We start from the raw sequence: 23,653 nt of genomic DNA on the forward strand, positions 1-23,653 counted from the left end.
GCCTCCCCTGTCCGTCGGTTCCAGGTTCCCCCGCCCCGGTGCGTTGAGCGGCCGCCGGAGCCCCTGGAGACGCGGACGCAGGGCAACCGGCGCGGGTCAGCAACGGCGGCGGCGACCGGACGCGAGTAGCTCCGGTCGCCGCCGCCTTCGGTTGCGGTGCGGGCTGTCACCCCACCGACTGCACCCGCCGTCGCCCCTGCCCCTGCGCGGGCAGCACGACCGGCGGGCGCGGGAACGCGGGCAGCAGCAGCGGCGCGCCGAGTACCGGGAGCAGCCAGGCCAGCACGATCAGGCGCCCGCCGTAGATGGTGATGTCCGGGTGCCCGGCCTGGGTGAGAACGCCGGTGAACGCGGCCCCCGCCAGGAAACAGCCGAAGGCGGGGCGCCGCAGCGCGCCCCACACCCCCGCGGCCAGTGCCGTCACGAACAGCGGGTCGAGGCACTGCCTGCGCGTCCACTCGATCCAGAAGTCCGCCTCCAGATGCAGGAACTCCCGCCACGGGTGGGCCCGGTCGGGCCGGCGGAAGTGGGCGGTGAGCAGGTCCTGGAGGCTTTCGGACTCGGACGGGTAGTGCAGCAGCCGGGCGAGGAGCATCGTGCCCAGCACCGCTCCGCAGCCCAGCGCCCCGACGGCCACCACCCCGCGACCCGGGCGCCGTCCGCCGAGCCGTCGCCGCAGGGCGACCGCCGTACCCGCCACGGCCAGGCACAGCCCCAGAAACAGGGACTGCGAGTGCTTCACGGCGAACAGCGCGGCCAGGGACGCGGCCACCAGCGCCGTACCGGCCCGGGGGCGGCGGTTCAGGGCCAGCGCGCAGCCCCACACGGCGGTGAGGGTCAGGGCCAGCATCAGGCCCTCGGCCATCGGGCGCATCGCCGTGGTGCCGCACGGCAGGACGTAGTACAGCGCCTGACCGGCCAGCGCGAGCGGCACCGTCACGGCCAGGGTGCGCAGGATCAGGAAGGCGAGGATCCCGCCCGCGACCGTCACCAGCACGCTCGCCAGCCACACCCCCCAGGTCACGCCGAGCACCGTCACGAACGGCGTCAGGAACAGCGGATAGCCGGGCCGCACCTCGAAGATCCGCCGCAGCCTCGGGCCGACGAACGGCACGACGTGTCCGTCGGTCTGCCCGGCCCGCAGCCGCCGCTCCACGACCCTGCCCTCGTCGGCCCGGCACTTCGCGCGCACCCGCCCGGCGGGACTCGGCCGGTGGAAGCGCAGCACGTCCACGCTCTGCGCGCGGCGGGCGAGGGACGACCGACCCGCGCAGACCCAGTCGATGGTGGCGGCCGCCGCCGCCCGCCTGCTCTCGCCGCCCAGGACGAGCGCGTACGACACGTAGTTCTTGGAGTCGGGCGTGTCCCGGCCGGTGACGTTGCCGAGCTGGAGCAGCGCGAAGACGGCGGCCAGCACCAGCACCCAGGTGCGCGGCCTCACGGCGAGGCGACCAGGTCATGTCCGGCCGCCGGACCCGGCACCCGGGCGGCCTCCGGGCCGGGCATGCTCTCGCCGAGCATCAGGGTCCGTACCACCCGCTCGGCCGCCCGGCCGTCGTCGAACGCGCAGAACCGCTCCCGGAACCGGGCCCGCAGCCGCGCCGACTCCGCGTCCTGCCACGCCCCGGAGGAGAACAGCCGCGCGAGTTCCGGCCCGGAGCGGGACACATGGCCGGGCGCCTCGGCGGTGATGTCGAAGTAGGCGCCCCGGCTCGCGGTGTACGCGGCCCAGTCGTCGGCGTGGACGACGATCGGCCGGTCCAGGTTGGCGTAGTCGAACATCAGGGCCGAGTAGTCGGTGATCAGCGCGTCGGAGGCGAGCATCACCTCCTCCACATGCGGCTCGTCCGTCGCGTCGACCAGCACCCCCCGCCGGTGCAGCTCGGCCAGACCCAGGCCCCGCGCGGGTCCGGCCGCGAGCACCGGATGCAGCCGTACCACGAGGGTGTGGCCCTCACCCAGGTCCGCGGCCAGCCGGGCCAGGTCCACCCGGTCCACGTGGCCGCCCCGGCGGTAGTCGCGGCGGGTCGGCGCGTACAGCACGACCCGGTGGTCGTCCGGGATGCCGTACCGCAGGCGGAAGCCGGCCCCCGCGTCCCCGGCCGGACGCACGAGGGCGTCGTTGCGCGGGCTGCCGGTGCGCGCCGAGGCGAAGTGGCAGGGGTAGGCCCGCTCCCACACCAGTTCGGAGTGCAGGTTGGCGACCAGGCTGTGGTCCCAGCGGTCGGCGCGGCGCAGCATCTGCGGCACGTCGAAGCCGTACCGGGCGCCCGGCTTGTCCAGCAGATCCGCGCCCATGAACTTGAGCGGGGTGCCCTGGTGGGTGTGGATGTGCACGCTGCCGGGCCGCTTGACCAGCGTGCCGGGCCAGTTGACGTTGTTGACGAAGTACGTCGCCCGCGCGGCGAGCGCGAAGTAGCGCGGGGTGTCGAGCAGCACGTGCTCCATGTCCGCGGGCAGCCGGGCGGCCTGTTCGGCGTCCCGCACCACCCACACCCCCCGGATGTGCGGGGCGATCTCCCGCGCCTTGCGGTACACGGCCGCCGGGTCACCGGCCGCACTCGTGTGCGAGAACGCCGAGTACAGGGCGAGCCCGGGATCGGCCGGGCGGCGGGAGTACAGCTGGGACCAGCCCCGCTTGGCCCGCCCGGCCGCCGCCCTGCGGACCAGCTGCCCGCGCCGCCCGGCCTCCCGCGCGGCCCGGGTGGCCTGCCGTTTCAGCAGGTAGGCCGGGTAGGTCCCGGCCAGCACGGCGACCTCACCGTCCACCGGGGCGCCCTCGGGCCTGTGGTCACGGAACATCCGCGCCGTCCGCCGGAAGAACTCGGCCCGGTCGGCGGGCGGCAGCCGGTCCGGCTTCGCGAGGATGTCGAGACAGTGCTCGCCCATCTTGCGGTGCAGATACGGCCGCCAGGACCACAGTTCGGGGTGCTCGTCGACGAACGCGAAGACCCGCGCGTACTGGTCGTGGACGTCGAAGTGCTTGCGGCTGGTGGTGGACAGGATGTTGCCCTGCCTGCGCTGCCGGTAGTTCAGGCAGATCCGGTCGAGGGCGGCGATCCGCCCGGCGCTCAGCATCACCGGGAACGTCCACGGCGTGTCCTCGTAGTAGCCGGGCGGGAAGCGGAAGCCGCCGCCTTCCACGAACTCCCGGCTGTAGACCTTGTTCCACACCACCATCAGCAGGTCCAGGATCCGCGGGTGCTCGGCCGCCGTGAAGGTGCCGTCGCCCGCCTCGGCCAGCACCGGCGCCAGGACGTTGCGGCGGGTGCCGCCCCACCAGTAGGTGCGGGCGTAGTCGAAGACCAGCACATCCGGGTCGCCGGTCTCCGCCAGCCGGTCGGCGACGGCGCGCAGCGCGCCCGGGGTGAGGGTGTCGTCGCTGTCCATGAAGAACAGGAAGTCGCCGGTGGCGTGCGGCAGTCCGGCGTTGCGGGCCCGGCCGAGCCCGACGTTCTCCGGCAGGTGCAGCACCTTCACCCGCGGGTCGCGGGCCGCGTACTCGTCGAGGATCGCACCGCAGCCGTCCGGTGAGCAGTCGTCCACGGCGATCAGCTCGAAGTCGCCGAACGACTGCTCCAGCACCGAGTCGAGACACTCGTGCAGGAAGCCCTGCACCTTGAAACAGGGCACGATCACACTGAATCGGGGCACGGCTCGGTCAGCTCCTCACGAGGGTCGCGGCGGCGGGGGCGGGAACGCGCTCCGCGAGCGGGATCACGGGCGGGACCGCCTCGGGCGGCTGGCCGAGCAGCACCCGCCGTACCACGCGCTCGGCGGCCAGCCCGTCGTCGAACTCGCAGAACCGCTCCCGGAACGCGGCCCGCAGCGCCGCGGACTCCGGTCCCGCGTAGCCGCCGTCCCGGAAGACGCGGGCGAGTTCCTCCGGCGTACGGGCGACCGGGCCGGGCGGTGCCTCCATCAGGTCGAAGCAGACGCCCCGGGTCTCCCGGTAGACGTCCCAGTCGTCGGCGTACACGACGATCGGCCGGTCCAGGTTGGCGTAGTCGAACATGATCGACGAGTAGTCCGTGACCAGCGCGTCCGCGGCCAGGCAGACGTCCTCCGCGGAGCGGTGCGCGGTGACGTCGATGATCCGGCCGTCGCTCCCGCCGCGCCCCCGGTCGTAGAAGTAGTGGGCGCGCAGCAGCACGACGACGTCGTCCCCGGCCGCCTCGCAGAAGGCTGCGAGGTCCAGACCGGTCTCGAAGCCGGTGTGGTGGTCGCGGTGGGTGGGGGCGTACAGCACGGCGGTTCTGCCCTCCGGGACGCCCAGCTCCCGGCGGACACGCGCCACGTCGTCGGCGGTCGCCCGGTAGTAGACGTCGTTGCGCGGATAGCCGTACTCCAGCATCTCGTAGGAGCCGGGGAAGGCGCGCTCCCACGTCCGGGTGGAGTGCCGGTTGGAGGAGAGGTTGAAGTCCCAGCGGTCGACCCTGCCGAGCAGCTTGGTGAAGCTGCCGGTCCGTGCGGCGACGACCGGGTACGTCGACTGGTCCACGCCCATCTTCTTCAGCGGGGTGCCGTGCTGCGTCTGGAGGTGCACGCTGCCCGGCCGTTTGACGACTCCCTCGGCGAAGTTGGCGTTGTTCACCAGGTACTTGGCGCGCGCCAGCACCTGCCAGTAGCGACGGCTGCCGATCACCGCGTGCTCGACGCCCTCGGGCACGGTGTGCTCCTGGCCGGCCTCGACCAGGAAGACCGAGCGGATGTGCGGGGCGAGTTCACGGGCCTTGGCGTGGATCGCGGCCGGGTTGCAGACATAGCCGCGGCCCCAGTAGGCGCAGTACACCGCGAGGCCGGCGTCGAGGGGGCGGCGCAGCTGGGCCCGGTAGAGCAGCCGGGTGCGGGCCGCGCGGGGACGCGGGACGCCCGCGGCGGCCTTGGCCGCCGACCGGTTGGCGGCGCGCAGCGCGGCGAACGCGGTGTACGCGCCCGCGGCGAGCAGCCGGTGCTGGAGCCCCGGGCTGCCCCCCGGCACCCGGAAACCGGCCGGGCGGTGCCGCCGGTAGAGCCGGCCGGCCCGGCGGAAGAAGGCCCGGCGCCCGGTGGACAGCCGCTCGGGGCGGGCCGCCGTCCTCAGCACCAGGGCGAAGAGCTGGTCGAACAGCGGCCCGGTGCGGTCGCCGGAGAGTCCCTGGCCGCCGGCCCGGGACAGCACCAGCTCCACCTGGTCCAGCAGCTGGTGCTGCTGTGCGCCGGGCACGTTGAGCCGGCTGCCCTGCCGTCGCAGCCGGTGCCGGACCAGCACCGAGCGCAGCACCGCCAGCCGCTCCGCGGTCACCGAGACCAGTCCGCCCCAGCCGACGTCCGTGAAGTGCCCCTCCGGAAAGGTGAGCCGGTTCGCCGCCACGAAGGAGCGGCGGTAGGCGGCGCTCCACGCCGGAAGCCGCACCCCGGTCAGCCGGGGGACCGCAGCGGGGGAGAACGCGCCGTCCGGGGCTCCCGCCAGCACCGGTTTCGCCGGGTTGCCGGGCTCGCCCTCCCACCACGGCGTCCGCTCGTGCTCGAAGTACAGCACGTCGACGTCACCGGTCTCGGCGAGCCGCGCGTCCAGGGCCGCCAGCGCTCCGGGCAGCAGTATGTCGTCACCGTCGAGGAACAGCAGATACGTCCCCTTCGCCGCCCGCACCCCGGTGTTGCGCGCGGCGCCCAGCCCGGCGGACGGCGGCGAGTACACCGGGCTCACCCGGGGATCCTGTCCGGCGTACTCGGCGGCGACGGCGGCCGCCGGGGACTCGGACTCCCCCGAGTTCCCGGCTTCGCCCGGACAGGGGGCATCCCCGTCGCAGACCGGGATCAGCTCCAGGTCTTCGAAGGACTGTGCGAGGACCGAGTCCAGTGCCTGGGACAGCCGGCCCGCGACCCCGTGGGACGGGACGATGATGCTGAAGCGGGGCATTGCGTTCTTTCTTCCGTGGTGCGGACGCGACCGGGCCGCCCAGCCGGCCGCCAGGTGGACGGACGGCTCGGGGTGGGCCGCGACGTGCTGGTGGGCATGGGGACTCCCGGTAGAAGCAACGCTGTTCAGCGGCCGTCGGTGACGGGCAGGGGACGGGAAGGTTGCGGAACGGTGGCCAGGGGGGAGTGCGCGAGGGCCGCGGCCGCCGAGGGAACCGGGCGGCGCTCGTCCAGCGGAATGACCGGTGCGGGCGCGTCCGTCCGGCCCAGCACGACATGCTGGACGACCCGCTTGGCGGCACGGCCGTCGTCGTGCGGGCAGAACCGCTCCCGGAACGCCCGGCGCAGCCGCGCCGAGGTCGTACCGCGCCAGTGGCCCGACGCGAAGATGTCGATCAGCTCGTCCTCGCTGCGCGCCACCGCGCCCGGCGGGAAGGCGTGCAGGTCGAAGTAGGTGCCCCGGGCCGCGTCGTACACCTCCCAGTCGGCGGTGTGCACCACGATCGGCCGGTCCAGGTTGGCGTAGTCGAACATGATCGACGAGTAGTCCGTGACCAGCGCGTCCGAGGCCAGGCACAGGGACTCCACACTCGGGTGGCCGCTCACGTCGATGACCCGGCCGCACTCGGCCGCCTCGGCGAGCGGCCCGTCCTGCCCGTAGTGGGCGCGGGCCAGGATCACGAACCGGGGGCCCAGGCAGCGTGCGATGTGGTCCAGGTCGAGGGCGGGGCGCTGGGTGCGGCGGTGGTCCCGGCGGGTGGGGGCGTAGAGGATCGCCACCGACCCGTCCGGGATGCCGAGTTCCTCGCGCAGCCGGGTCACGTCCGCCGTGGTGGCCCGCTGGAAGACGTCGTTGCGCGGATAGCCGTACTCCAGCGTGGTGTAGTCGCCGGGGTAGACACGCTCCCAGGTCAGGGTGGTGTGGCGGTTGGCGGACAGCACGTAGTCCCACTTGTCGACGCCGCGCAGCAGCTGCGCGAAGTCCATGCCGCGGGCGGCCGCCGGGCGCTCCTGGAGGTCCAGGCCCATGTGCTTGAGCGGGGTGCCGTGCTGGGTCTGCACGAACACCTGGCCGGGGCGCTTGCGCAGCCTGCGGTCGAAGTTGACGTTGTTGACCAGGTACTTGGAGCGGGCCAGCGCCGTCCAGTACGCGGCCGTGCCGGGGCGCAGCGCGAGCGTGCCCGGCGGGATCGTGTGCTGGTGCTCGGGGCGGGCGATCCAGGCGGTGCGGATGTGCGGGGCGTGCGTGCGGAACGCGGCCTCCAGCGCGCCCGGGTTGCAGCCGTGGCCGCGCCCCCAGTAGGCGGCGAACACGGCGCGGTCGGCCCGCAGCGGCAGGCGCAGCTGGACGCGGTAGTGCAGCTGGAGGGCGCCCGCCCGGACCGCGCGGGTGAGCCCGCCGACGAGCCCGGCCGTGCGGTGGCGCGCGGACACGGTCCGTTTGAGGGCGCGGTAGGTGCGGTGCAGTGCGAAGCGGACCAGGGAGTGCCGCAGCCGGGTGCGGAGCGGAACGGGGATGCCGGAGGCGCGGTGGCGCCGGTGGTACAGGCGGGCCGTACGCAGGAACTCGGCGTGGGAGCCCTCCGGCAGCCGGTCGGGGCGGGTGAACACGGTCGAGAAGTGGTCGAGCATGCGGCGGAACAGCACCGGCCGCCAGTGCGCGAGCGCGGGCCGCTCCTCGACGAACGCGAACACCCGGTCGTACTGCTCGAAGACGTCGAAGTGCGCGCGGGTCGTGGTGCCGAGGATGCTGCCCTGGCGGCGCTGCCGGTAGTGCACGCACACCCGGTCGAGCGTCGCGATCGACTGCGCGGCCATCAGGGCCGGGTAGGTCCAGGGGGTGTCCTCGTAGTAGCCCGGCGGGAAGCGGAGTCCGTTCGCCTCCACGAACTCCCTCCGGCAGGCCTTGTTCCAGGCCACCATCAGGACGCGCAGCAGTTCCGGACGGTCGTCCAGCCGGAACGGCGCCGGGCCCTCCTCGGACAGCGGGCCCGTCCCGGACGGGTGGAGCGCCGGCCGGTCGCGGACGGCCTCGCCCGTCCAGTCGGTGCGGGCGTGGTCGTAGAGCAGCACGTCCGGTTCGCCGGTCTCCTTGATCCGGTCGGCGATCGAGCGCAGCGCGTGCGGGGTGAGGGTGTCGTCGCTGTCGAGGAACACCAGGTAGTCGCCCCTGGCCAGGCGCAGGCCGGCGTTGCGGGCGGGGCCGAGCCCCTGGTTCCGGGGCAGGTGCACGGCTCGTACGCGGGTGTCGCGGGCCGCGTACTCGTCGAGGATCGTGCCGCAGGCGTCCGGCGAGTGGTCGTCCACGGCGATCAGTTCGAGATCGGGATACGACTGCGAGAGCACCGAGTCCAGGCACTCGCGCAGATACGCCTGAACCTTGTACGCGGGGACAATGACACTGAACCTGGGCACTGGACATCCATCGGTCGGTCGGCGCGGGCGTTCTGCCCGGGAACGGCCGATGGGCCGAATCGGTCACGGTTCGTGCGGCATACGGGGGACACCGGGCGGACGGCGCGGGGCGGCCCGGTGTCCGGCCCGCCCCGCGTGATACCCGCCCCAATTGCGCGCGCCTGAGCGCTACTTGACCGCGCCCGCCATCACGCCGGTCACGAACTGGCGCTGGAACGCGAAGAACACAGCCAGCGGGACGACCATGGAGATGAACGCCCCGGGCGCCAGTACGTCGATGTTGTTGCCGAACTGGCGTACCTGGGTCTGGAGGGCCACCGTGATCGGCTGGGTGCCCGACTTGGTGAACACCAGTGCCACCAGCATGTCGTTCCACACCCAGAGGAACTGGAAGATGCCCAGGCTGGCGATCGCGGGGCCGCCGAGCGGCATCACCACCCTGGCGAACAGCCGCAGTTCACCGGCGCCGTCCAGCCGGGCGGCCTCCAGCAGCTCCCGGGGGATCTCCGCGAAGAAGTTCCGCAGCAGGAACACCGCGAACGGCAGGCCGAAGCCGACGTGGAACAGGACGACCCCGGTGATCGTCCCGAACAGGCCTATGTTCCCGAACAGTTCGGCGATCGGGATCAGCGCCACCTGCACCGGCACGACGAGCAGGCTGACCACGGCCAGGAACCACCAGTCGCGGCCCGGGAACTCCATCCAGGCGAACGCGTAGCCCGCGAGCGACCCGATCACGACGACCAGCACGGTCGCCGGGACGGTGATCAGGACGGTGTTCCACAGCGAGCTCGTGATGTCGCCGTTCTCCAGCAGCTTCTGATAGCTGTCCACGGTGAGCCGGGACGGCTCGCCGAACACCTTCCACCAGCCGCTCGCGCTCATGTCCTCGGGCGACCGCAGCGAGGAGATCAGCAGACCGATCGTGGGCACCAGCCAGAACAGCCCGACGACCAGCAGGAAGGCCCGGACCAGCCCTCCGCCGAGCTTCCCGGCGATCCGCCCCGCGACCGACGGCCGCCCCCGCACCGCCCCGGTGTCCGCCACCTTGCCGACACTTCCCGCGTGCGTCGTCATCGCCTGCCCTCCCGTCGCAGCCTGCGGATGTTGAACGCCATCACCGGGATCACCAGGAGCAGCAGGAACACCGCGATGGCGCTCGCGACGCCGGGTTGGCTCTCCGCGAAGCCCTTGCGGTAGAGCTCCAGGGCGAGGACGTTCGCGTCGTCCTGGGAGGAGCCCGGGGCGATGATGAAGACCAGGTCGAAGACCTTCAGTACGTTGATCATCAGGGTGACGGTGACCACCGCGAGGACGGGGGCGAGCAGGGGCACCGTGACCTTGCGGAACACCTGCCACTCGGTCGCGCCGTCGACCCGCGCGGCCTCCAGCAGTTCCCGGGGCACGCCCGCGAGCCCGGCGGCGATCAGGACCATCGCGAAGCCCGCCCACATCCACACGTACGATCCGATGATCGCCGGGGTTACCAGGGTGGGGCCCAGCCAGTCGACGCCGTTGTACGGCTCCTTGAAGTTGCTCGCCGGAAGCCGCAGCAGGGCACCGTCGGCCTCGCCCGGCAGGGTGAAGGTGCCGTCGGCGGACGCTTTCGCCGAGGCCACCACCCTGCCGTCCTTGACCGCCTCGATCCGCATGCCGGAGTAGCCCGACTCGGACGGGTCGGGGGCGCCGAGCCTGCCGACGCCCTTGCCCCGGGTGAAGTCCTGCCAGGTGCTGCCGGTGACCTTCCCCGGCTCGGGCCGCGCCGCCGCCGCCCGCTTGGCGCCGTCGGGCAACTGGTCGGGGGCCACGCCCACCAGGGGCAGGGTCACCGGCTCGCCCGTGTGGACCGGAGCCCTGGTGACGAAGCCGCCGTCCCGCGCGACGAGGGGTGACTCGCGCCCCGGGTGCGCCTTCGGGAACGCCGACGACTCGGCGAACGTGTCATGGACGCCGACCCAGACCGCGTTGGCGACCCCCTTGTCCGGGTCCTGGTCGTACACCAGCCGGAAGATGATCCCGGCGGCCAGCATCGAGATCGCCATCGGCATGAAGACGACCAGTTTGAACGCCGTTCCCCAGCGCACCCGTTCGGTCAGCACCGCGAATATCAGACCGAGGGCGGTGGAGACGGTGGGCGCGAACACCACCCAGATGACGTTGTTCTTCAGGGCCGTGCGGATGCTGTCGTCGGTGAACAGCGCCTTGTAGTTGTCGGTGCCGGCGAAACCGTCGCCCGAGGAGGTGCAGAAGCTGCGGACGACCGAGTACCCGATGGGGTAGACCACGAGCGCGCCGAGCAGCACCAGGGCGGGCAGCAGGAACAGAACTGCCACCGTCCTGCGGGTGCCGGTCACGCTCTTGCGTTTGCGAGGCGCGGCGGGCACCTTCGAGGCACCCGCCGCCGTGGCCGACGGCATCGCCGGATCAGCTCCCGCCGCCGTACGCCGCCGCCGCGTCCTTCTCCAGCCGTGCCTGCGTGCCCGCGATGTCCGTCGGGTTCTTCAGGAAGTCCTGGAGGTCCTTCCACTCGCCCTTGCCGGGTGTGCCGCCGAACGCCTGCGGCGCCTGGTCGGACATGTCGAAGCGGAAGTCGTCGCCCGACGCGACCAGCGCCTGCGCGATCTTCCGCTGTACCTCGTTCGGGTAGGCCGAGGCGGCCACGTTCTTGTTCGGGGACAGATAGCCGCCCAGCTTCGCCTGGATCGTCGCCGCGTCAGGGGAGGCGAGGAAGGTGGCCAGCGCCTGCGCCCCCTTGGAGTCCTTCAGGATCACCGCCGCGTCACCGCCGGACACCACGGGCGCGGTGGACCCGACCGACGGGAACGGGAACACCTTCGCGTCCGTGCCCACCTTCGCCTTGGTCTCACCGATGTTGACCTGCGCGAAGTCACCCTCGTAGACCATCGCCGCCTTCGGCTGGTCGCCGCCGTTGAAGGCCTGGGTGACCGACGCCGGGAACTCCGTCTGGAGCGCCCCGTCCGCGCCGCCCGCCACATAGTCCTTCTTGCCCCAGATCTGGGCGAGCGTGGTGAGCGCCTGCTTCACCGACGGATCCGTCCACTTGATCCTGTGCTGGGCGAGCTGGTCGTACTTCTCCGGGCCCGCCTGGGAGAGGTACACGTTCTCGAACCAGTCGGTGAGCGTCCAGCCGTCGGCGCCGCCGACCGAGAACGGGGTGACCCCCGAGTCGTACACCGCCTGAGCGGACGTCAGCAGCTCCTGCCAGGTCTTCGGCTCCTTGGCGCCCGCGTTCTCGAAGGCCTTGGCGTTGTACCAGATCAGCGACTTGTTGGCGGCCTTGTAGTAGACGCCGTACTGCTTGCCGTCGACCTTGCCGATGTCCTGCCAGCCCTGCGAGTAGTTCCTGGCCAGTTCCGCCTGCGCCTCGGCGCCCAGCGGCTTGGCCCACTTCTTCTCCACGGCCTGCTTGATCGCGCCGGGCTGCGGGAGCAGCGCCACGTCCGGCGGCTGACCGCCGGCGATCTTCGAACCGAGGAAGTTGATGATCGGGTCCTGGGCCGGTACGAAGGTGACCTTGGCGCCCGTGCGCTTCTCGAACTCCGCCAGCACCTTCTTGAAGTTGGCCTGCTCGGTGCCGGTCCAGACGGCGGCGACCTCCAGACTCACACCGTCCAGCTTCGGCAGACGGACGGCGGTGCCGGAACCGGTGGCGCCGCCGCTCTTCGTGCCCTTGTCGATCTTGTTGCTGTCACTGTCGCCGCCGCAGGCGGTGAGCGCGAGGGCACCCGCCAGCAGCGCGGCGAGTGCGGTGACGGCCCTGTTTACCCGGATGGTGTTGCTTCTGCTCCGCATCACTGCCCCGTTCTTCGTTCTCCGTTGAACGTGTGAGCACTGTCCCGTGCGGTCCGGTCTACGCCCGGCCACTCGAAGGCGGCAAGAGCGCCGACGCTGTCAAGTGGGCGATCGTGACCGCCTCGTGATCCATGCCGGGGTGATGCGCCCACGGCTGCGGGAGACAGGGGTGATGCGGGAACAGGCGTCACAGCACGCGTCAAGGGCCGCGTCACAGAAGCGAAGGTATCTCCACCGCCGAGACCTCCCGCGCCGCCCGCTCCACCGCGCTCGCGAGCAGCGCCAGGTCGGTGGGCCCGTTGCCCAGTTCGCGCACGGGACGTCTGGTCGGCGGATCGCCCATGCGCTGCCACTCCAGCGCGACGACCGTGGGGCGCTGGGTCGCGGTACGCGGGATACGGCCCGTCACCCGTCCCCCCTGGAACGCGGTCGGCCGCCCGTCACCGGACGCCAGACGCCCGCGTCCCGGCGCCGGTTCGTCCGGTCCGGTGGTGACCGCGTCCAGCGTCACCCGCAGCGTGGCCCGGCGGGCCGGCTCCGTCTCCGCCGTGCGGCCGCCGGGGCCGGCCGCCGCCACCAGATGGACGCCGAGCCGCTCGCCCTCCTTGGCCACCGCCTCCAACGCCCTGACGACCGAACCCGCGGCGGGCCGGCCGGGCGAACCCAGCGCGGGGGAGACCAGCGCGTCCAGGTCGTCCACGACGACCACCAGCCGCGGCAGCGGCGGGGCGGCCTCGGTCCGCTGACGGGCCGTCGCCGCGGGCCGCAGCCGTATCGTCGAGCTGGGCGGCGAGTCCAGGTCCGCGGCCCCCGCCGGGGTGGCCCGCCCGTCCGTCGTGCGCTGCGCGACCATACGGCCCGACACCTCGCGGCGCGCGTGCCACGCGGCGAAGTCCTCCCGCCCGAGCAGTTCGGCCCGCCGCTTCAGCTCGGCGCTCAGCGACTGGGCGAACTCCCGCATGCGCACCGGGTCGTGGGCGCCGAGATGGGTCGTCACATGCCGTATCTCCGTACACACCCGAAGGCCCTCGCCGTGCCCGGCCGCCGTGCCGACGCCGTCCCGGCCGTCGATCAGGACCACGCCCAGCCGGTCGGGCCGCTCGGCGGCCGCGAGCGAGGCGACGATCGCGCGCAGCAGTTCCGTACGGCCGCTGCCGGACGGCCCCTCGACCAGCAGATGTGGTCCGTCGGCCACCAGGTCGGCGCCGAGCGGACCGCGTGGACCGGCGCCGAGCACGGCGCGGGCCCGGCCGCCCAGCGACTCCGTGTCGTCGGCAGCGTCGGCCCAGCGCGCCATCAGCGACGCGGGCGTGGCCCGCGCGAGGCCCAGTTCGTCGAGGAGCCGCGCGGTCAGCGGCAGCGGCGCCGCAGCGCGCGTCTGCCGCTGGGTGGCCGTGCCGTCGGTGCGCAGCGGCGCGAGCGCCCGCGCGAACCGCTCGGCCCAGGCAGGCGAGACCGCGTCCACGGCGCCGACGGTGCCCCGGCCGACGGGGGCGGCCGAGGTGCCGTGGACGTCCATCGGCGCCACCCGCACCAGATGAAGTGCCGTGGCCACGTCACCGCCGAGCAGCGCCACGGCACCGCAACCACGGAACGTCGGCACCGCCGCGCACGCCGCCTCGAACGTCACGGCGACCGGCGAGGCGGGCGAGGCCGGGGGCGTCTCGGCCAGGCACACCACGTGTATCCCGGCCCGCGGGCCGTCCAGCGCGAGGCGGGCGACCGACTCGCGCAGCCCGGCGCCGCCAGGGTCGCCGTCCACCACGACCACGGTGTACGGACCCGGGAAGCCGTCCGGCTCCTGGGCACCGGTCTCGTCCCGCGCCCAGGACGGGCGCCGGGCCGAAGGTCGCTCGTCGTCGCCGGGGGCGGTCCGGGAGGGGGCGCGCGCCGCCGTCCCGGCCGCCACATGGTCGTCCAGCCGGCGGAGCAGTTCCTCGGTGCGGGCCGCGGCCTGTTCGCGGTCGTGGGCGAGGAGCAGCCGGCAGTCCTGGCCGTGGCCGGGGCGCACGTGCGGCAGCCAGCCGAGCCAGGACCATTCGGCGGTGCGCTCCTCCAGGGTGCGCGCCCGGTCGACGCTGATCAGGACGATCTCCAGCACGTCGGGCGAGTGCAGCGCGGCGAGCTGCGCCAGCACCGCGCGGGCCAGTCCGGACAGCCGCGCGCGCGGTCCGGCCAGGCCCAGCGCGCCCGCCTCGCGCAGATCGGCGGTCACCGGCACGGCGGGCAGCAGGCCCGAGCCGTCCGGCGCCGAACGGTCGGCCGTGCCGAGCCGGACCGTGAGCGTCTCCGGGTGTCCCGGGCCGCGCTCCCACAGGCGCGGGCCGGGGCCCAGCGCGGTCAGCAGCAGCGCCGCCGGGTCCGGCCAGGTCTCCGGCTGCTGCGACACACCGGTCCCGGGCGCGGCGACCGCCACGGCGTCCTCCGCGTCGTACACCTGCGGTCCGGCGCCCGGCTGCTCGCCGCGTCCGCCGGCCAGCCGGCGTGCCCACGCGCTTATGCCGGTACGCCTGCGCAGGCCCTGGGGGACGTCCGTGCCGCGCAGCGGTGTGCCCTTGCGGCCGCCGCCGGTTCCGGCGAACGGCTCCGCGGCCTGGCCGGGGAGCAGGGCCCCGAGGGCGTCGGCCGCGTGGGTGTCCCCGACCCGGTACTCGATCCCGGGCGCGGTGCCCTGTCCCGGCACGGTGGGCGGTGCCGCGGAATGGTGCTCACGGGCCTCCGGGGCGCCCTCCGAGGCACCCCAGCCCGCCGCGCCGTACGCGTGGTGCACTGTCCCGGCGGGTGCGCGACCCGGCGTCTCCGCGCTTCCGGCGGGGGTGTGACCCGGCGTCTGCGGGCTCCCGCCGTCCGCCGCGGAGTCCGGGTCCGCCGGGGCGAGTCGTACACAGCCCTCTCCGTCCGGCACGGTCCGCACCCGGGCTCCCGGCCCGCCGGGCGGAGCCAGCCGCAGCGCGGACTCGCCGACCCGGAGCAGGGCCCCGGGCGGGAAGCGCACCGGACGGGAACCCACCCGGGTGCCGTCCAGGGCCGTGCCGTTGGTGGAGTCGAGGTCGGTGACCGAGACCCGGCCGTCGGTGCCCACCGTCACCGAACAGTGCAGGCGGGAGACGTCCGGGTCGTCGAGCGGGACGTCGGCGCCGTCGGAGCGGCCGATGGTGATCCGGCCGCCGTGCAGCAGGTGCACCCCGCCCGCGTCCGGGCCCGCGACCACGTGCAGCTGGGCCGGGGCGTCGTCCAGCTCGGGATGTGCCTCCGGCTCGGCGGGCGCGCCCAGGGTCAGCACCGCGCCGTCGAGCAGCGGGGGTTCGCCGAGCGCGCTGCCGCGGGCGTCCAGCCGCTCCGCTCCCGCGTACAGCACGACCGAGGAGCCGCTCGACTCGCGGCCAGGGGTGGCGTCCCCGGTGACCGCCGAGGCCAGTGCCGCCGCGACCGCCGCCAGATCCGTGCCCGTGGGCGCCGTGACCAGCACGTCGCGGCTCGTGGCACGGCCCCGCCGGGGGTCCGCGCCGAGCGGGTCTACGACGGTCAGCCGGATCTGCATCGACGTCAGCGGTCCCTTCTGCCCTTCACGCGGGCGCGGACTACCCCCCACCCCACACGAGCACGTCGGCCAGTACTGCACGCATCCTCGCACCTGCCGCTGACAACGCGCCCGCCACCCGGTAACAAGTGATCTTGATTGGTCAGCTCTGCCCACAAAAGTGCCTGACCAGTGCCGCCAGGACGATCGGACGACGATCAGTTGAGATCGGTCACGCCCCGGGTCCGGCAACCAGGAGGGCGAGGCGAGCGTCTTCCCTTCGAACATGCACCGGAACGCTTACGTAGTGCCTTTGGGGGCGGCACTACAGTGGGTCGGGCAGTGGGTTCGGAACATCAGCAAGCAACAGGGAGCGCATGACGTGCGGCCGGTAGGCAGCAAGTACCTCCTGGAGGAGCCGCTCGGGCGCGGCGCCACCGGGACCGTCTGGCGAGCCCGCCAGCGTGAGACCGCGGGCGCCGAGGCGGCCGTCCCCGGGCAGCCCGGTGAGACCGTCGCGATCAAGGTCCTCAAGGAGGAGCTGGCCAGCGACGCCGACATCGTCATGCGGTTCCTCAGGGAGCGGTCCGTCCTGCTCCGGCTGACCCACCCCAACATCGTCCGGGTCCGCGACCTGGTCGTCGAGGGCGACCTGCTGGCGCTCGTCATGGACCTCGTCGAGGGCCCCGACCTGCACCGCTACCTGCGCGAGAACGGCCCCTTCAGCCCCGTCGCCGCGGCCCTGCTGACCGCCCAGGTCGCCGACGCGCTCGCGGCCAGCCACGCCGACGGTGTCGTCCACCGCGACCTGAAGCCCGCCAACGTGCTGCTCAAGCAGCACGACGGCCAGATGCACCCGTTGCTCACCGACTTCGGTATCGCCCGACTCGCCGACTCGCCGGGCCTGACCCGCACCCACGAGTTCGTCGGCACGCCCGCGTATGTCGCGCCCGAGTCGGCCGAGGGCCGCCCGCAGACCTCCGCCGTGGACATCTACGGTGCCGGCATCCTGCTGTACGAACTGGTCACCGGGCACCCCCCGTTCTCCGGCGGCAGCGCCCTCGAAGTGCTCCACCAGCACCTCAGCGCCGAACCGCGCCGCCCCTCCACCGTGCCCGACCCGCTGTGGACGGTCATAGAGCGCTGCCTGCGCAAGAACCCGGACGAACGGCCCAGCGCGGAGAACCTCGCGCGCGGCCTGCGTGTCGTCGCCGAGGGCGTCGGCGTACACGCGAACTCCGCGCAGATCGCCGCCGCGGAAGGCGTCGGGGCGCTGCTGGCGCCCGATCCGGCGCCGGCCGCGGTGCCCGGCGTGCCCGGGGCGGCCGACCCGACCCAGGTGCTGCCCACCAGTGCGGCGCGCGGGGCCCACGACCCGCACGACCCGAACGCCGCCACCAGCGTCCTGCCGCACACCGGCGGTCCGGGCGCTACCGGCGGTCCGACGGGCGCGGCCGACCCGACCGCCGTCCTGCCGCCGGTCCCGCAGCACCACCCGGGCGGCGGGCAGCAGCCCGAACAGCCGCACCCCTGGCAGACCCAGCTGCGCGCGGCCCGCGACCGCAACGAGCAGACCCAGATCCAGTACCTCGATCCGGGCGAGGACCCGCTGCGCCGCCGACCCCAGCGGCAGACGGCCCGGCCGCCGCAGCCGCAGCCGCAGCAGCAGCAGCCCCGGCAGGCGCCGCAGGCGCGGCCGCAGCCCCGCGGCCGACAGCAGCAGGGACCGCCGCCCGGCTACGGATACCCGCAGCAGCACCAGCCTCAGCAGTACGCCCCGCAGCAGCACCAGCCTCAGCAGTACGCGCCTCCGCAGCAGCCGGTGCAGCCGCAGCGGCCGGCGCCCGAGCCTCGGCAGCCGCGGCAGCGCGGCGCCAACCCGATGAAGATCCCCGGGCTCGGCTGCCTGAAGGGCTGCCTGTTCACGATCGTCATCCTGTTCGTCGCGGCCTGGCTGATCTGGGATCTGACCCCGCTGCACACCTGGGTCGGCGAGGGCCGGGGCTACTGGCACCAGCTGAAGGACTGGGGCAACTCGGTCTCGGACTGGGTCAAGGACCTGGGGAGCGCGTCGGGCGGCAACTGACCGGTGCTCCGTGGGCCGGGTGGCGAACCCGGTCCGCGAACCCAGGCTGTGGATTTGTCGACATCGGGCGGGTGATTTCGGTCTCCGTGGTGAAGCCCGGCTCCTCGGACGCGTACTTTTAACCGCAACACGCGTCCGTAGGAGCAGTCTTGGCACGGAAGATCGGCAGCCGGTACACCGCGAACCAGATCCTGGGGCGGGGCAGCGCCGGCACGGTGTGGCTGGGGGAGGGGCCCGAGGGCCCCGTCGCCATCAAGCTGCTGCGCGAGGATCTCGCGTCCGACCAGGAACTCGTCGGACGCTTCGTGCAGGAGCGCACGGCGCTGCTCGGGCTCGACCATCCCCATGTCGTGTCGGTGCGCGACCTCGTCGTGGACGGCAACGACCTGGCGCTCGTCATGGACCTGGTCCGCGGCACGGACCTGCGCACCCGCCTGGAGCGTGAGCGGCGACTGGCGCCCGAGGCGGCGGTGGCGATCGTCGCCGACGTGGCCGACGGCCTCGCGGCGGCCCACGCGGCCGGGGTGGTGCACCGGGACGTGAAGCCGGAGAACGTGCTGCTCGACATGCGGGGCCCGCTGGGCCCGGGAGGCGCGCACCCCGCCCTGCTGACCGACTTCGGCGTCGCGAAGCTGATCGACTCGCCGAAGCGGACCCGGGCCACGAAGATCATCGGAACTCCGGACTATCTGGCACCGGAGATCGTGGAGGGGCTGCCGCCGAGGGCGGCGGTGGACATCTACGCCCTGGCGACCGTGCTGTACGAGCTGCTCGCCGGGTTCACGCCGTTCGGCGGCGGACACCCGGGGGCGGTACTGCGGCGCCATGTGACCGAGACGGTCGTACCGCTGCCGGGCATCCCCGACGAGCTGTGGCAGCTGATCGTGCAGTGCCTGGCGAAGGCCCCCGCGTCGCGGCTGCGGGCGTCCGAGCTGGCGGCACGGCTGCGGGAGCAGTTGCCGGTGGTGGCGGGGATGCCGCCGCTGGAGGTGGACGAGCCGGACACGGAGCCGCCCGCGGCCGGCGAACCGGCGCCCGAGCGTCCCGACCGGGCGGGGGAGCGGGCCCCACGACGTGGGGCGGTGTCGCTGGTACCCGGCGCCCGGCCGGACTCCAACCGTGACACCCATACGTCGATGAGGGTGCCGGGCCCCGACGAACTGGCCGGCGGCGCCCGCGGCACCGCCCGTGCACCCCGCGCCTCCGGCGCACCCCGCCCCGGTTCCGCCCGCCACCGCGCCGCGGCCCGCCGCCGCAGACTGACCCTCGGCGCGGTGGGCGTGGCCCTGGCCGCGGCGATCGGGGTCGGTGCGTGGCTGGCGACCTCGGGGGACGGCCCGGAAGCCCCGCGCGGCGACACGCACAGCTCCTCGACCCCCTGATCGTCCAGGGGGCAACGGCCACCGCCGGGCGGGGTCCGGCGGTGGAGCCGTTACGCTGGAGGCGTGGCAGTCGTCGACGTATCCGAAGAGCTCAAGTCCCTCTCCTCGACCATGGAGTCGATCGAGGCCGTTCTGGACCTCGACAAGATGAGGGCAGACATCGCTGTGCTAGAGGAGCAGGCGGCCGCGCCGTCTCTGTGGGACAACCCGGACGAGGCGCAGAAGGTCACCAGCAAGCTGAGCCACCTCCAGGCCGAGGTCAGGAAGGCCGAGGCGCTGCGCGGGCGGATCGATGATCTCGCGGTGCTCTTCGAGATGGCCGAGGAGGAGGACGACCCGGACACCCGTGCCGAGGCCGAGTCCGAGCTCGGGGCCGTCCGCAAGGCGCTGGACGAGATGGAGGTCCGGACGCTGCTCAGCGGCGAGTACGACTCCCGCGAGGCGCTCGTCAACATCCGCGCCGAGGCCGGTGGCGTCGACGCCGCCGACTTCGCCGAGAAGCTCCAGCGCATGTATCTGCGGTGGGCCGAGCAGCGCGGCTACAAGACCGAGGTCTACGAGACGTCGTACGCCGAAGAGGCGGGCATCAAGTCCACCACCTTCGCCGTGCAGGTCCCGTACGCCTACGGCACCCTCTCCGTCGAGCAGGGCACCCACCGTCTCGTGCGCATCTCGCCCTACGACAACCAGGGCCGCCGGCAGACCTCCTTCGCCGGTGTCGAGGTGCTCCCCGTGGTCGAGCAGACCGACCACATCGAGATCGACGAGTCCGAGCTGCGGGTGGACGTCTACCGGTCGTCCGGTCCCGGCGGCCAGGGGGTGAACACCACCGACTCCGCGGTGCGCCTGACCCACCTTCCCACCGGCATCGTCGTGTCCTGCCAGAACGAGCGGTCGCAGATCCAGAACAAGGCCACCGCGATGAACGTCCTCCAGGCCAAGCTCCTTGAGCGGCGCCGCCAGGAGGAGCAGGCCAAGATGGACGCCCTCAAGGGCGACGGCGGCAACTCCTGGGGCAACCAGATGCGTTCCTACGTGCTGCACCCGTACCAGATGGTCAAGGATCTGCGGACGGAGCACGAGGTCGGCAACCCCGAGGCCGTGTTCAACGGCGAGATCGACGGCTTCCTGGAGGCCGGCATTCGCTGGCGCAAGCAGCAGGAGAAGTAACTTTGTCGATATGACAACTGCCGCCCGAGTGGCGGCAGTTGTCATATGTCTGGGTTTTACATCACACTCACAGGCTTCAACTCCCCGCAAACGTCACCCCATCGGACATTGCGCGCGCAACGACCTTGACGTTGCTTTGAAAAATGGGAAAGGTGCACGGTGGCATGCGTATTTCTGGGGCGCATGTGAACCGGGGGGAATTGACGCGTATCTCGTCACAGCTGCCTCCGTCGATCACGGCAAACCCCGCACGCCGCCTCATTGACGAACAGCTACTGGGGGTAGCAACCAAATGACGAAGAAGACGCGGATCCGGGTCGCGCGGATAGCCGCCGGTGCCGTGATCGCGGCCGGTGCGTCGCTGACCGCCGCCGGCGCCGCCTCGGCCCTCGACCTGGATGTCCAGGCCGGTCCGGTCAGCATCGGCGCGACCACCGAAGGCAACGCAAACGGTGGCGACAGCGGTGGCGACGGCTGCCCCGTCGGCATCTGCACCGACGGTGGTACCGGCGACAACGGTGGCACGGGTGACAACGGTGGTACCGGTGACAACGGTGGCACGGGTGACAACGGTGGCACGGGTGACAACGGTGGTACCGGTGACAACGGTGGCACGGGTGACAACGGTGGCACGGGTGACAACGGTGGCACGGGTGACAACGGTGGTACCGGTGACAACGGTGGCACGGGCGACAACGGTGGCACGGGCGACAACGGTGGCACGGGCGACAACGGTGGCACGGGCGACAACGGTGGCACGGGCGACAACGGTGGTACCGGTGACAACGGTGGCACGGGCGACAACGGTGGCACGGGCGACAACGGTGGTACCGGCGACAACGGTGGTACCGGCAACAACGGTGGCACGGGCGACAACGGTGGCACCGGCAACAACGGTGGCACCTCCACCGACGGCACCGTCCCCGACGGTGGCGGCAACGGCAACGTGTCCCAGGAGGCGGGCTCCTCTGCGCTCACCGACACCGGCTCGGACACCAAGGCCCAGGGTGGCGACAAGCAGCTCGCCGAGACCGGTGCCGGTCAGACCGCGTTCCTGCTCATCGGCGCCGCGACGATGATCGCCGGCGGCATCGGCTTCCGCGTGCTGCCGCGTCTGGCGAACGGCCGGGGCGGTACGGCCGCCTGACCGCGGCAGCACTGTCACGCGCTGTAGTCAACGCATAGCCGAAAGGGCCTGGAGCGTCACGCTCCGGGCCCTTTCCGTGGTTCCCGCGGTCTTCTCACACGGTCTGGTGCGCCAGCAGTGCGACCGCGGCGATCAGCACCACGACCAGCGCGACCAGCGCCATCGGGGTCAGCCCCGAAAGGAAGCTTTCGTGCTGCAACCGCTCGCGACTGGCGCGGCACACCGGGCACCGGCCCTCGTTCACGGGCGCCGCGCAGTTCGCGCACACCAAACGGTCGTACGTCATGCGCTCGCCCTCCTTGCACCGGCCTTCACATACAGAACGCCTCCGGACGCGAGAACGTTCCCCTCCACTGTGCCAGGTTCCACTGGAAAGGGCGCGGCCGTCCCGATACCGTCCCGGGAGAACTCCCCGACACAAAACAACGCAAGTCTCCCCCAACCGTGACCGCCACCTGCGCTTGCGTACCCGCTTCGCGTATGGTCACGCTCATCTACCCCCGGCGACCCGTGGTGCATCCGTGATCCGATTCGACAACGTCTCCAAGGTCTACCCCAAGCAGACCCACCCCGCGCTCAGGGATGTCTCCCTGGAAGTGGAGAAGGGCGAGTTCGTCTTCCTCGTGGGGTCCTCCGGCTCCGGAAAGTCCACCTTCCTGCGGCTGATCCTCCGCGAGGAGCGGTGCAGCCACGGCCAGGTGCACGTGCTCGGCAAGGACCTCGCACGCCTCTCCAACTGGAAGGTGCCGCAGATGCGCCGCCAGCTGGGGACCGTGTTCCAGGACTTCCGGCTCCTGCCCAACAAGACGGTCGCGGAGAACGTGGCCTTCGCGCAGGAGGTGATCGGCAAGTCCCGCGGTGAGATCCGCAAGTCCGTACCCCAGGTGCTCGACCTCGTCGGGCTCGGCGGCAAGGAGGAGCGCAGACCGGGCGAACTGTCCGGTGGTGAGCAGCAGCGCGTCGCCATCGCGCGGGCCTTCGTCAACCGGCCGAAGCTGCTGATCGCCGACGAGCCCACCGGAAACCTCGACCCGCAGACGTCCGTCGGCATCATGAAACTGCTCGACCGCATCAACCGGACGGGCACCACCGTGGTGATGGCGACGCACGACCAGAACATCGTGGACCAGATGCGCAAGCGCGTCATCGAGCTGGAGAAGGGCCGCCTCGTCCGCGACCAGGCACGCGGCGTTTACGGCTACCAGCACTGACCGCACCGAAGCTCCACGCGCTCCACGACGGAAAGGTTTAACCAGACGCCATGCGCGCCCAGTTCGTTCTGTCGGAGATCGGTGTCGGTCTCCGCCGCAACTTGACGATGACCTTCGCCGTCATCGTCTCCGTCGCCCTGTCACTGGCCCTGTTCGGCGGTTCGCTGCTGATGAGCGACCAGGTCAGCACCATGAAGGGCTACTGGTACGACAAGGTCAACGTCTCGATCTTCCTCTGCAACAAGAACGACGCCTCGACGGACCCCACCTGCGCCAAGGGTGCGGTGACCGAGGAGCAGAAGAAGCAGATCCTGACCGACCTCAAGAAGATGACGGTCGTCGACACGGTCACCTACGAGTCGCAGGACCAGGCGTACAAGCACTACAAGGAGCAGTTCGGCAACTCCCCGCTGGCCGGCTCCCTGACGCCGGACCAGATGCCGGAGTCGTACCGGATCAAGCTCAAGGACCCGGAGAAGTACCAGGTGATCGCCACCGCCTTCGACGGGCGGGACGGCGTGCAGTCGGTGCAGGACCAGAAGGGCATCCTGGACAACCTCTTCGGGCTGCTCAATCTGATGAACCGGGCGGCACTCGGTGTGATGGCGCTCATGCTCACCGTCGCGCTGCTGCTGATCGTCAACACGGTGCGGGTCTCCGCGTTCAGCCGCAGGCGCGAAACCGGGATCATGCGTCTGGTCGGTGCCTCCGGCTTCTACATCCAGGCGCCGTTCATCATGGAAGCCGCCGTCGCCGGTCTGATCGGCGGTGGCCTGGCCTGTGTCTTCCTCGTCGTCGGGCGGTACTTCACGGTCGACCACGGCATGGCGCTGTCCACCAAGCTCGACCTGATCAACTTCGTGGGCTGGGACGCCGTACTCACCAAGCTCCCGCTGATCCTCGCCACCAGTGTGCTGATGCCCGCGCTTGCCGCGTTCTTCGCGTTGCGCAAGTACCTGAAGGTGTGACACATACCAAGAGGGCCGCACGGTCAACGGACCGTGCGGC

The 23,653-nt window shown here is 72.3% G+C and carries 15 protein-coding genes; 6 read left to right on the forward strand and 9 right to left on the reverse strand.

Annotated elements, in window-relative coordinates; translation table 11 throughout:
• Positions 1–166: 166 nt before the first annotated feature.
• The 8 genes from ACIPK3_RS00155 to ACIPK3_RS00190 all read right to left on the reverse strand — a co-directional run bounded on the left by ACIPK3_RS00155 (position 167) and on the right by ACIPK3_RS00190 (position 15,670).
• Complete coding sequence (locus ACIPK3_RS00155) at positions 167–1,441, reverse strand: hypothetical protein (RefSeq protein ID WP_402565148.1); 1,275 nt, start codon at positions 1,439–1,441, stop codon at positions 167–169.
• The gene (locus ACIPK3_RS00160) at positions 1,438–3,654 is read right to left on the reverse strand and encodes a CDP-glycerol glycerophosphotransferase family protein (protein WP_402565149.1); all 2,217 of its coding nucleotides are present in this window, start codon (positions 3,652–3,654) and stop codon (positions 1,438–1,440) included. Before ACIPK3_RS00160 ends, ACIPK3_RS00155 begins: the two co-directional genes overlap by 4 nt.
• 7 nt (positions 3,655–3,661) lie before the next feature.
• Positions 3,662–5,902 carry a bifunctional glycosyltransferase family 2 protein/CDP-glycerol:glycerophosphate glycerophosphotransferase gene (locus ACIPK3_RS00165; RefSeq protein ID WP_402565151.1) on the reverse strand — a complete coding sequence of 747 codons (2,241 nt, stop codon included), beginning with the start codon at positions 5,900–5,902 and terminating at the stop codon, positions 3,662–3,664.
• A 125-nt stretch (positions 5,903–6,027) separates the two neighbouring features.
• Complete coding sequence (locus ACIPK3_RS00170) at positions 6,028–8,316, reverse strand: CDP-glycerol glycerophosphotransferase family protein (RefSeq protein ID WP_402565153.1); 2,289 nt, start codon at positions 8,314–8,316, stop codon at positions 6,028–6,030.
• Between the two features lie 168 nt (positions 8,317–8,484).
• Entirely contained in the window at positions 8,485–9,393 is a 909-nt protein-coding gene (locus ACIPK3_RS00175) for a carbohydrate ABC transporter permease (RefSeq protein WP_402565155.1), read from the reverse strand.
• Positions 9,390–10,733 carry a carbohydrate ABC transporter permease gene (locus tag ACIPK3_RS00180; protein ID WP_402565157.1) on the reverse strand — a complete coding sequence of 448 codons (1,344 nt, stop codon included), beginning with the start codon at positions 10,731–10,733 and terminating at the stop codon, positions 9,390–9,392. The genes ACIPK3_RS00175 and ACIPK3_RS00180 overlap by 4 nt, the downstream gene beginning before the upstream one ends.
• A 7-nt stretch (positions 10,734–10,740) precedes the next feature.
• Positions 10,741–12,129 carry an ABC transporter substrate-binding protein gene (locus tag ACIPK3_RS00185; RefSeq protein ID WP_402565159.1) on the reverse strand — a complete coding sequence of 463 codons (1,389 nt, stop codon included), beginning with the start codon at positions 12,127–12,129 and terminating at the stop codon, positions 10,741–10,743.
• Between the two features lie 211 nt (positions 12,130–12,340).
• Positions 12,341–15,670 carry an FHA domain-containing protein gene (locus ACIPK3_RS00190; RefSeq protein ID WP_402565160.1) on the reverse strand — a complete coding sequence of 1,110 codons (3,330 nt, stop codon included), beginning with the start codon at positions 15,668–15,670 and terminating at the stop codon, positions 12,341–12,343.
• Between the two features lie 361 nt (positions 15,671–16,031).
• Between ACIPK3_RS00190 and ACIPK3_RS00195 the strand changes: the two genes are divergently transcribed.
• The 4 genes from ACIPK3_RS00195 to ACIPK3_RS00210 all read left to right on the forward strand — a co-directional run bounded on the left by ACIPK3_RS00195 (position 16,032) and on the right by ACIPK3_RS00210 (position 21,434).
• Complete coding sequence (locus tag ACIPK3_RS00195) at positions 16,032–17,735, forward strand: serine/threonine-protein kinase (RefSeq protein WP_402565162.1); 1,704 nt, start codon at positions 16,032–16,034, stop codon at positions 17,733–17,735.
• Positions 17,736–17,884: 149 nt separating this feature from the next.
• Positions 17,885–19,117, forward strand: coding sequence for a serine/threonine-protein kinase (locus ACIPK3_RS00200; RefSeq protein ID WP_402565163.1), 1,233 nt, complete (start codon positions 17,885–17,887; stop codon positions 19,115–19,117).
• Between the two features lie 63 nt (positions 19,118–19,180).
• Positions 19,181–20,287 carry a peptide chain release factor 2 gene (gene prfB, locus ACIPK3_RS00205; RefSeq protein ID WP_402565165.1) on the forward strand — a complete coding sequence of 369 codons (1,107 nt, stop codon included), beginning with the start codon at positions 19,181–19,183 and terminating at the stop codon, positions 20,285–20,287.
• 292 nt (positions 20,288–20,579) lie between these two features.
• Positions 20,580–21,434, forward strand: a complete 855-nt coding sequence (locus ACIPK3_RS00210) for a hypothetical protein (RefSeq protein ID WP_402565167.1) — start codon at positions 20,580–20,582, stop codon at positions 21,432–21,434.
• Positions 21,435–21,528: 94 nt separating this feature from the next.
• Here ACIPK3_RS00210 and ACIPK3_RS00215 read toward each other — a convergent pair whose 3' ends face one another.
• A complete protein-coding gene (locus ACIPK3_RS00215) occupies positions 21,529–21,720 on the reverse strand; it encodes a hypothetical protein (RefSeq protein ID WP_402565169.1) in 192 nt (63 codons plus the stop codon).
• A 235-nt stretch (positions 21,721–21,955) separates the two neighbouring features.
• Between ACIPK3_RS00215 and ftsE the strand changes: the two genes are divergently transcribed.
• Positions 21,956–22,645 (forward strand): cell division ATP-binding protein FtsE, encoded by a 690-nt coding sequence (ftsE, locus tag ACIPK3_RS00220; RefSeq protein WP_402565171.1) that lies wholly within the window; start codon positions 21,956–21,958, stop codon positions 22,643–22,645.
• A 50-nt stretch (positions 22,646–22,695) separates the two neighbouring features.
• Positions 22,696–23,613, forward strand: a complete 918-nt coding sequence (gene ftsX, locus ACIPK3_RS00225; protein WP_402565173.1) for a permease-like cell division protein FtsX — start codon at positions 22,696–22,698, stop codon at positions 23,611–23,613.
• Positions 23,614–23,653: the final 40 nt, after the last annotated feature.

Origin of the sequence: Streptomyces sp. NPDC086787 (assembly GCF_044745865.1) — a bacterium.
GTDB lineage: Bacteria > Actinomycetota > Actinomycetes > Streptomycetales > Streptomycetaceae > Streptomyces.

Bases quoted from the DNA above. Each gene is read 5' to 3' on its own strand.
- ACIPK3_RS00165 (WP_402565151.1), bottom strand. From the start codon at position 5,902: ATGCCCCGCTTCAGCATCATCGTCCCGTCCCACGGGGTCGCGGGCCGG.
- ACIPK3_RS00175 (WP_402565155.1), bottom strand. From the start codon at position 9,393: ATGACGACGCACGCGGGAAGTGTCGGCAAGGTGGCGGACACCGGGGCG.
- ACIPK3_RS00180 (WP_402565157.1), bottom strand. From the start codon at position 10,733: ATGCCGTCGGCCACGGCGGCGGGTGCCTCGAAGGTGCCCGCCGCGCCT.
- ACIPK3_RS00185 (WP_402565159.1), bottom strand. From the start codon at position 12,129: ATGCGGAGCAGAAGCAACACCATCCGGGTAAACAGGGCCGTCACCGCA.
- ACIPK3_RS00190 (WP_402565160.1), bottom strand. From the start codon at position 15,670: ATGCAGATCCGGCTGACCGTCGTAGACCCGCTCGGCGCGGACCCCCGG.
- ACIPK3_RS00210 (WP_402565167.1), top strand. From the start codon at position 20,580: ATGACGAAGAAGACGCGGATCCGGGTCGCGCGGATAGCCGCCGGTGCC.
- ACIPK3_RS00215 (WP_402565169.1), bottom strand. From the start codon at position 21,720: ATGACGTACGACCGTTTGGTGTGCGCGAACTGCGCGGCGCCCGTGAAC.
- ftsX (WP_402565173.1), top strand. From the start codon at position 22,696: ATGCGCGCCCAGTTCGTTCTGTCGGAGATCGGTGTCGGTCTCCGCCGC.